General features: G+C 57.3%; 8 protein-coding genes. All 8 read right to left on the reverse strand.

Annotated elements, in window-relative coordinates; all coding sequences use genetic code 11:
- Positions 1-3: 3 nt before the first annotated feature.
- The 8 genes from MHK05_RS08485 to MHK05_RS08520 are packed head-to-tail and all read right to left on the reverse strand — an operon-like array spanning position 4 to position 7,382.
- Entirely contained in the window at positions 4-906 is a 903-nt protein-coding gene (locus MHK05_RS08485; RefSeq protein WP_239206097.1) for a copper transporter, read from the reverse strand.
- 3 nt (positions 907-909) lie between these two features.
- On the reverse strand, positions 910-2,061 hold the full coding sequence (gene steA, locus MHK05_RS08490) for a putative cytokinetic ring protein SteA (protein ID WP_239206099.1): 1,152 nt from the start codon (positions 2,059-2,061) through the stop codon (positions 910-912).
- Positions 2,062-2,089: 28 nt separating this feature from the next.
- On the reverse strand, positions 2,090-3,751 hold the full coding sequence (gene recN / locus MHK05_RS08495) for a DNA repair protein RecN (RefSeq protein ID WP_023021613.1): 1,662 nt from the start codon (positions 3,749-3,751) through the stop codon (positions 2,090-2,092).
- Positions 3,751-4,635 (reverse strand): NAD kinase, encoded by an 885-nt coding sequence (locus MHK05_RS08500; RefSeq protein ID WP_023021614.1) that lies wholly within the window; start codon positions 4,633-4,635, stop codon positions 3,751-3,753. Before MHK05_RS08500 ends, recN begins: the two co-directional genes overlap by 1 nt.
- Positions 4,632-5,438 (reverse strand): TlyA family RNA methyltransferase, encoded by an 807-nt coding sequence (locus MHK05_RS08505; protein ID WP_023021615.1) that lies wholly within the window; start codon positions 5,436-5,438, stop codon positions 4,632-4,634. Before MHK05_RS08505 ends, MHK05_RS08500 begins: the two co-directional genes overlap by 4 nt.
- The gene (locus tag MHK05_RS08510; protein WP_162837064.1) at positions 5,438-5,599 is read right to left on the reverse strand and encodes a hypothetical protein; all 162 of its coding nucleotides are present in this window, start codon (positions 5,597-5,599) and stop codon (positions 5,438-5,440) included. The genes MHK05_RS08505 and MHK05_RS08510 overlap by 1 nt, the downstream gene beginning before the upstream one ends.
- Positions 5,590-6,573 (reverse strand): HAD-IIA family hydrolase, encoded by a 984-nt coding sequence (locus MHK05_RS08515; protein WP_239206101.1) that lies wholly within the window; start codon positions 6,571-6,573, stop codon positions 5,590-5,592. Before MHK05_RS08515 ends, MHK05_RS08510 begins: the two co-directional genes overlap by 10 nt.
- Positions 6,573-7,382, reverse strand: coding sequence for a tetratricopeptide repeat protein (locus MHK05_RS08520; RefSeq protein WP_239206103.1), 810 nt, complete (start codon positions 7,380-7,382; stop codon positions 6,573-6,575). Before MHK05_RS08520 ends, MHK05_RS08515 begins: the two co-directional genes overlap by 1 nt.
- Positions 7,383-7,872: the final 490 nt, after the last annotated feature.

Raw genomic sequence — 7,872 nt, forward strand, 5'->3', positions numbered from 1 at the left:
GAGCTATTTCTTTCCCGGTAGGGCAGAATCCGCGGTCTCTGTGGCACCATAATCGCCTTGACCACCATCGAGCTGCTCCTCGGTGGCCAAAATAACGGCAATGCGCTCGACTGCACGCTCGGTGCCATCGACCGTGGACAGCTTCGCATCTTGGTCGCGCACCTGGGCAAGTGCCTTATCGTCCTGAGTTTGTTTGGTACGCCCGCTAAACACTACAGAACCATTGACATCATCCAACCCGGTAACAAATTCCGCCAAAGCATCGGAAGGGTAGCCGCGCAGGCCATTGCCAGAGACGACGATAATGGCCTGGGCAGGAACGATGGTCCCATCCTCGTAGTCAATGAAGCCTTCGTCGCGCAGCTTATGGAGCACATCCGCACGCTCTTGTACTGATGCCATGGGCTTCGTGCTCTCAAGATCCATAGACAATGCAGTGCCGAGCACCTCACCGCTGAGCGCTCCCGCAGAATCCAGATCCTTGGTATCTGCCTTCTTAGGCGCAGTGTCTTTCAGGATGGGCAAAAGCTTGTCTTTAGTTTCGGGGCGCAAAAAGTCCTTGGTCAGCTTAATCTCGCCGGCCTCCGTGGCACCGGAAGTTTCCAAGAGCTTTCGGATTGCGTCCACGTCTCCGCCATTAGCATCGTCGGTGGTGACGATGAGCACGGGGCGCTGAGACAATGCCCCGTTTACTAGTTCCGCCCCGGAATCAGCCACGATTTTATCGCTCGCCTCATTTTGGGTCTGCAAAATCTTATTGTCCTGGACGACCTTGCGGTGCTCCTCACGGATCGGATCATCATCGGCCATGCCGGTGGTCAGATTGGGAGCAATGATCAGGGCACCCAGCGCCACGCCTACTGCGGCGCCGAAGCCCAAGCCTGCTACTAGCTCAGTCTTTGCCATGCTCTATGCGCCCCCAAAGAGCCTGGACCAGGTTTCGCTGAGGTTACTAGCAAAGTCCTGACTTCCGCCGAAACCGACAATGAGGATAACCGCCGCAATGGCAACCAAGATTCCCAGCAGTGCCCACAGCCAGCCAAGGTTGGACGAAGGTGCACTGTAGAGGTTAATCACCGCATCCGCGTCAACCACCTTGGTGCCGGCCTTAAGCCGGGAAAGCACCGCCGACGGGTTGGTGCGATCCGCAAAAATATCATCAAGGTCTACCCCACCGCCTGCCTGCACGATGAGGTCTGCGCCGTGATAATCAGCAAAAAGCAGACCCAAATCGGTACCTGAATGCGTCGCTGCGGGAAAAGTCATGGCACCGATGCCGAGGTCGTGGATGCGGTCAAGGCCTTCTACCTCGCCCTCTGGATCCGCAGGAACAACCACACGGGCGCCACAACGCAGGGCCTCATCGCTGACGCCATTGGGATCACCAATGATGAAATCTGGCTTATACCCCTGTGCTAGCAACGAATCTGCAGCCTCTCCCACCGCAATCAGCAGCGGCTCATATTCGCGGATAAAGTTCCGCAGCTGCTTGAGCTGTTCGCGGTGTCTGTCTGTTGGCGAAAACAGCACGACCTTGCGGCCTGCGATCTCAGAGCCAGAAGCGGGAACCCCGAGGCCGTCGATAAGCAGCGGCCCCTCAGAGTTAATAAAATCAATGGAGTTGCCAAAGAAGGATTCCATGTGGTCAATCAGCGCACCCTGTGCCGCGGTAAAGTTCTTTTCTGCTCGCTCGCGAGTAACCACGCGGCCCGTGCCAAGAGCTTTATCACCGCTAAAGACGGTGCCATCCTCCCCGATTCGCGCCTTCTTTCCATCCTTGAACTCGGACACGAAGGACTGGCCAACGCCCTCAACGAGGGCAATGTCGGCGTCAAGCAAAATGTGCGGGCCATAATTGGGGACCGTACCGGGAGAAAACTCCGCCACGTTAATCACGGCGGAGGGTTTAAGGTCAACGAGGGTCTGGGCCTCGTGGCGAGAGATATTAGCCGCATCAATTACGGCGACATCGCCTTCACTAAATTTTTTCATCCCCTTAGCGCCCGGAGTGCAATCGCGCAGTGCACCAGGCTGCTCGGGGTTACGGGAAAACAGAGCCATGACCCCTATTGTGACGTGATTATTGTTTCTAGTGGGTTAGGCGCGCGGAAGCTTCTTGCTGTGCCCGCTCAAAAAGCTCCTGCGCGTGCGCGCGACCAGTCTCCGTATCATCCAAGCCTGCCAGCATGCGCGCCAACTCCTCCACGCGCTCGTCCTGCGAAAGCTCGGCCACACCAGAAGTGAATTTTTCCTTCGAAACATGCAGGTGTGCATCGGCATACGCTGCTACCTGCGGCAAGTGTGTTACCACGATGACTTGGTTGTGCACGGCCAAACGTGCCAGGCGGCGGCCAATTTCCACCGCCGCGCGTCCGCCCACACCGGCATCTACCTCATCGAAGACCAAGGTGGCGCCGTCCTCATCCGCTAGCACCACCTCCAAGGCCAACATGACACGGGAAAGTTCGCCGCCTGAAGCTGCAGACGCGATCGGCTTTCCGTTCAGCTGCAGCTCGGCCGCGTCCGCGCCAGTTTTAGAATATTTCGCCTGCGTCAACTCAACCGTCAACGTTGAATTCGGCATGGCTAGGCCGTGCAGCTCTTGCGTGACCTGCTCCCCCAAAGCCTTCGCCGCTTGCCGGCGCCCCTTTGTCAGCTCCCCAGCCCGCTCAACCATCACCGATTCAGCGTCCTTGACCTGTTTTTTCAATTCCTCTAGGGCTTCAGTTGAGGTATCCATGGATTCGAGCTTTGCTGCAGCTTCATCCCGCCAAGCTATAACTCCGTCAATATCCCCGGCATATTTGCGGGTCAGTGTACGAAGCTCCTGCTGGCGCTGCAAGGACTTTTCTAAAAGCTGCGGATCCGCCGGCAACCCGGCCAGATACCCTCCCAGCTCGCCGGAAATATCGCCCAGTTGTGAAGAAATCTCACTGAGCCGTTCGCCCAAGGCGGCCAATTCCTTGTCGGTAGTCCCCGCCAATGCCGAAACCGCCCGGCCCAGCAACGCCGAGGCAGCCTCTTCCAGTTCCTCGGTGCCGTCGATAGAAGCCAGTGCAACTTCCGCGGATTCGCGAAGACCGTCGACGTCTTGCAGCTTGCGAACCAGCTGCACCAGCTCCTCATCCTCACCCGGCTCCGGCGCAACGCCGTCGATCTCATCCACCGCGAACTGCAGGCGATCAACCTCTTGCGCGAGTTCGCGGCGCTGCTCTGTACGCCGCTTATAGTCCTTTGCCAAACGGCGCCATTCTTTAAAAGCCTCGGTATAGCGACGGCGTACCTCGGCCAACGTAGGATCCGCACGGTCTACTGCACCCAATTGTTCCTCGGGAGCAAGCAAACGCAGCTGATCATTTTGCCCATGGACCGTAATAAGTTCGCGGGCAAATTCGCCTAAGGTTGCCGCAGGCACCGCCCGACCACCCAAATAGGCCCTCGATCTACCTGCAGCAGAAACCGTCCGGGAGACGATGTATTCTCCATTTTCATCGGGCTCCCCACCTACTGATTCGACCAACTCGCGGATAGAATCTTTCCCCGAGGAAAAATGCCCCTCTACTGCCGCTTTCTTCGCCCCATCCCGCACCCGGGAGGCATCCGCGCGTCCACCTGCTAAAAGCCGCAATCCAGTAACCACCATGGTCTTGCCCGCACCAGTTTCACCAGTAAGCACGGTTAGACCAGTAGAGAGCTCCGCGGAGCTCTGGCTAATAACGCCCAGGTCATTAATGGAAATATCGACGAGCACTACTTCTCCTTCGGCCCGCGCCACCCTTCTACGGGCAGGCGCAGCTTCGAGACTAAACGGTCAGTAAAAGGTTGGTCATCCAAGCGTACCCATCGCACCGGACGCGCGCCTCGCACTACCTCCACGCGAGCTCCTGGAGGCATGGCGAGCTCACGGAAACCATCCAAAATCACGGTCGCCGGAGTTGTACGCATGGTTGATTCAACGGCTACTAAAGAATTGGGCGAGACGACTAGGGGCTTAGTAAACAAAGCGTGCGCATTATTCGGTACTACCAAAATCGCGTCGAGCGAGGGCCACAGCACCGGCCCGCCAGCCGAAAACGCATAGGCGGTCGACCCAGTAGGCGTGGAGATGAGCACCCCATCACAACCGAAGGAAGACACCGGCCTGCGGTCAACTTCCAAAATTGCGTCCAATACTCCAGAGCGATTTTGGTTTTCTACCGAAGCCTCATTCAGAGCCCAGCTGCGATTGAGAAGGGTTCCTTCCTCGTCAAAGATAGTGACATCGATGGTGAGTCGATCCTCAATGCGGTACCTTTTGTCTATGACCCGCACTAAGGCCTGATCTAGGGATTCGACTTCCCACTCAGCCAGAAATCCCACATGCCCGAGGTTGATTCCTAGCACCGGAATATCCACAGAACGTGCCATATCCGCTGCACGGAGGAAGGTTCCGTCTCCACCGAGTACCAGGACTAATTCGCACCCCGAAGCCGCGTCTTCGGTGTGGGGGACGTGCTTTAGCCCAGGCAAGACCTTCTCGTCCGCGCACACTCGAACAGTAATCCCGGCATCTTGTAGCAGCTCCGCTGCTCGCGACGTTGCCTGCAGGTTCTGCTCGCGGTTGGCATGAGGCACCAACAGGATCTCACGGGTCATTGCGGGCCTTCCTCGACTGCACGGTCAATCATTTCTTCTACTCTAGCCAGATCCGTGGGCGCGCCGTCCTTTTTCAGCCACAGGAAATACTCCACGTTGCCACTTGGCCCAGGCAGCGGGGACGCTACAGCACCGTGCATGCTCAACCCGAGCGACAGGGCAAACTGAGCGACCTCCTTGGTTACTTCCTTGCGCAATTCCGGTGATCGAACGACACCACCGCTGCCAAGGCGGTCCTTGCCCACCTCGAACTGCGGCTTCACCATGGGCAATAACCAGGCACCATCCTTTAGGCATTCCACAATGGCTGGCAATACGAGCCGGAGGGAGATAAAGGACAGATCTCCAACCATGCCGTCACAAGGGCCGTCGGTAAGCTCGAGCGTCAGATTCCGGATATTGGTACGGTCGAGAACTTTTACTCGATCGTCGTTTTGGAGGCGCCAGAGCAGCTGTCCGTAGCCGACATCCACAGAAAGAACTTCCTGCGCGCCGTATTCTAAGCACACATCAGTAAAGCCACCGGTAGACGCACCGGCATCAAGAATGCGACCATTCATATCGACGTCAAACGCCGCTAAGGCTCCCAAAAGCTTGTGCGCACCGCGGGAGGCCCACTTATCTTCCTCGGACTCCTCCACCTTGATGGAGACCTCTGGTTCTACTATCGACGCCGGCTTTTGTGCCTTGAAACCACCGACCGTGACACGGCCGGACTTGATCATTTCCCGGGCCTGCTCACGAGAGCGCGCAATCTTCCGGCGCACCAGCTCCGCGTCTAACCTACGACGTTGTGGGGGCATTAATTCTCCTGCAAAGCATCGCGCAACACATTGTGGGCGCGGTCCAGCTGTTCCACCTCAGCGGCCAAATCCGCTGCGTTTTCTCCTAAAATCTTTGCTACGTCAGCATCGATCTCCGCCGGCTCCTTCACGGCGCGAAAATCATGCGGCTTTACCGCCATTGCGCAACAACCTTTTCCGCGCGCTCGCTTCGCGGTTGAATATAGCGCGGAGGAGACGGCATGGCCCACGCCACCTCCAACACAGTTCTTAATGCCTGCACTGACGTGGACTTCTCGTCGCCGCCTTCCAGCAGAAGATCATGTCCATCACACCGAGCAGTAAATCCACCCTGTGCTCCAGGTCGGGCAACAGAGACCGGCAAAGCCAGTTCATGCATACCTGCACCAATAAAGTTGGGGCGCGCCTCCACAGGTGCCTCAATAAGTTCTAGTTCCCCAGAAACACCGGTAAGCACATGGAAGGTATTCATGGCAGCGGAATTACCACCGGCTATATCGGTATCCAAACGGTCGCCTACAGCAAGCGGTTTTTTCGCACCAATTTGCTTCGCCGCAAAAGTAAACATGGCTGGCGAGGGCTTTCCTGCAGACACCGGCTCTACCCCGGTGGCGGACTGGATGGCGGCCACGAGGGAACCATTGCCCACGGCAAATCCCCTCTCGATAGGCAGAGAAGTATCTAGGTTCGATGCGAAAAACTTCGCTCCCTGGCGGATGGCCAGAGCCCCTTCAGTCAATTGCTCCCAGCCAACAGAACGGTCAAAACCCTGCACAACAGCGGCAGGCTTGTCATCAGCGCTGGAGACCACCTCAAAGCCCATCTCGCGGGCCAAATCACGAAAGGAATCAGCACCAATAATGAGGAGTTTCGAGGCGGCTGGCACCTCATCCGCCACTAATTGAAGGACTGCTTGGGCGGAGGTAATAATCTGCTGCGTGGTCGCCTCGAGCCCGATGTCTGCCAGCATCTTCGACACTGCTTCTGGGCTGCGTGAAGCATTGTTCGTCACGTACACCGCCGGCACACCACAGGTATTGATGACGTCCACCACGTTAGAAAGTGGGCGGCCGCCTTCCCACACGGTGCCGTCTAGATCGAGCAGAAGAGCATCGTGTTTGCTTAGCACCGTCACTACTTACACTCCTCTAAGCGCTCCGCTGCATCGGTCCAGTCGCCCTCATCAATTGAGACGGCGTGCTCAAACCATTCCTTAGCTTCGTCCTTGCGACCCGCTTCCAGCAGAGCATTGCCATAAGCATATGCGAGACGGCATGCGCTTATCCCGCGTGCATCTCGATCAGGATGAGCGCGCTGGATAGTTACAACGGCTGACTCGGCTTGGCCCATATCTAGACGGGCTCCGGCTAAAACAATCGCTAGCTCGATTTTAGATTCCTCATCGAGCTCAGCCGCGTCATCCGCGCGTCCAAGCTCGAGCGCTTTTTCTGGGCGTCCCAAGCCGCGCTCACAGTCAGCCATTACGGCCAGCAGCCCAGGCCCGCCGGAAATACGCCGGGAAGCACGCAATTCAGCCAGCGCTTCCTTCCATTCGCCAGCACGATATGCGGCAATACCATTGACCTCTCGGGCGATAGCCACGCGGCCGGCACGGTCCTTAGCAGCACGTGCGTGGCGCAAGGCAAGCTTGGGATCGTCTTCCATCCAGGTCGCAGCCATGATCATATGCTTGGCGACGGCCTCGGAATTCTCCTTCGAGAGCGATTTTAGGTCCTGCAAAACCAAGGGATCCAAATCGTTAACATCCACCCCGGCCGGGATGTCTGGGTCACTCATGCGACGATTGATGCGTTCCTCACGGTAACCGGAGCGCTGCGGCGAAAAAGACTTCTTTTTCCGGGAATCGCCCTTGAAATCACGGCTCTTGTTATTGCGTGGTTTGCGGTCACGTCCAGCTCGCCCGTTGTGGTTGCGCTCCGACATTAAGCCCTACCCTTTCTTGGTTGGAACTAGCACAGAAATACCGGCCCTATTCTACAACCCCAAGCGAAAAAGCCGGAATTTAGATCCTCTTGCGCTGCCGCAGCGTGAGCCATACAGCGCTAGGCCAAACGCTCGCCCAGACCGGTTCAATGAGACGGCGCTCGATCCTACTGAACGCAAATAAATTGCCAGGACCACCCACAGTGGAAAGCCACTCCGCCCCGCAACGCTCCACAACTCTTCACCGCCGACCGGCCGCGCAGTTGTACGAGCGTGCAAATGGACACTAGGAGGCTTAATCGCTCATTGCGTTACTGAACGCTCCGCGGACGCCCTAGTGCCGTACTCTTGGCTTTGCAGATGAGGCCCTCCACCAGCCGGGAGGGCTGGTAAAACGCAAGGAAGAGGGCGGTGGTATACCGTCCTCTTCTTTGTTGTATTTTGTTGTGTTGTTGTTGTTTGGTGTCGGCGGTGACTTACTCTCCCACAA

This window comes from Corynebacterium nasorum (genome assembly GCF_022347325.1).
Lineage (GTDB): Bacteria > Actinomycetota > Actinomycetes > Mycobacteriales > Mycobacteriaceae > Corynebacterium > Corynebacterium kefirresidentii.

Excerpts from the sequence above, each read along its gene's own strand:
- MHK05_RS08500 (WP_023021614.1), bottom strand. The coding sequence starts at position 4,635 with ATGACCCGTGAGATCCTGTTGGTGCCTCATGCCAACCGCGAGCAGAAC.
- MHK05_RS08520 (WP_239206103.1), bottom strand. The coding sequence starts at position 7,382 with ATGTCGGAGCGCAACCACAACGGGCGAGCTGGACGTGACCGCAAACCA.
- MHK05_RS08505 (WP_023021615.1), bottom strand. The coding sequence starts at position 5,438 with ATGCCCCCACAACGTCGTAGGTTAGACGCGGAGCTGGTGCGCCGGAAG.
- MHK05_RS08485 (WP_239206097.1), bottom strand. The coding sequence starts at position 906 with ATGGCAAAGACTGAGCTAGTAGCAGGCTTGGGCTTCGGCGCCGCAGTA.
- steA (WP_239206099.1), bottom strand. The coding sequence starts at position 2,061 with ATGGCTCTGTTTTCCCGTAACCCCGAGCAGCCTGGTGCACTGCGCGAT.
- MHK05_RS08510 (WP_162837064.1), bottom strand. The coding sequence starts at position 5,599 with ATGGCGGTAAAGCCGCATGATTTTCGCGCCGTGAAGGAGCCGGCGGAG.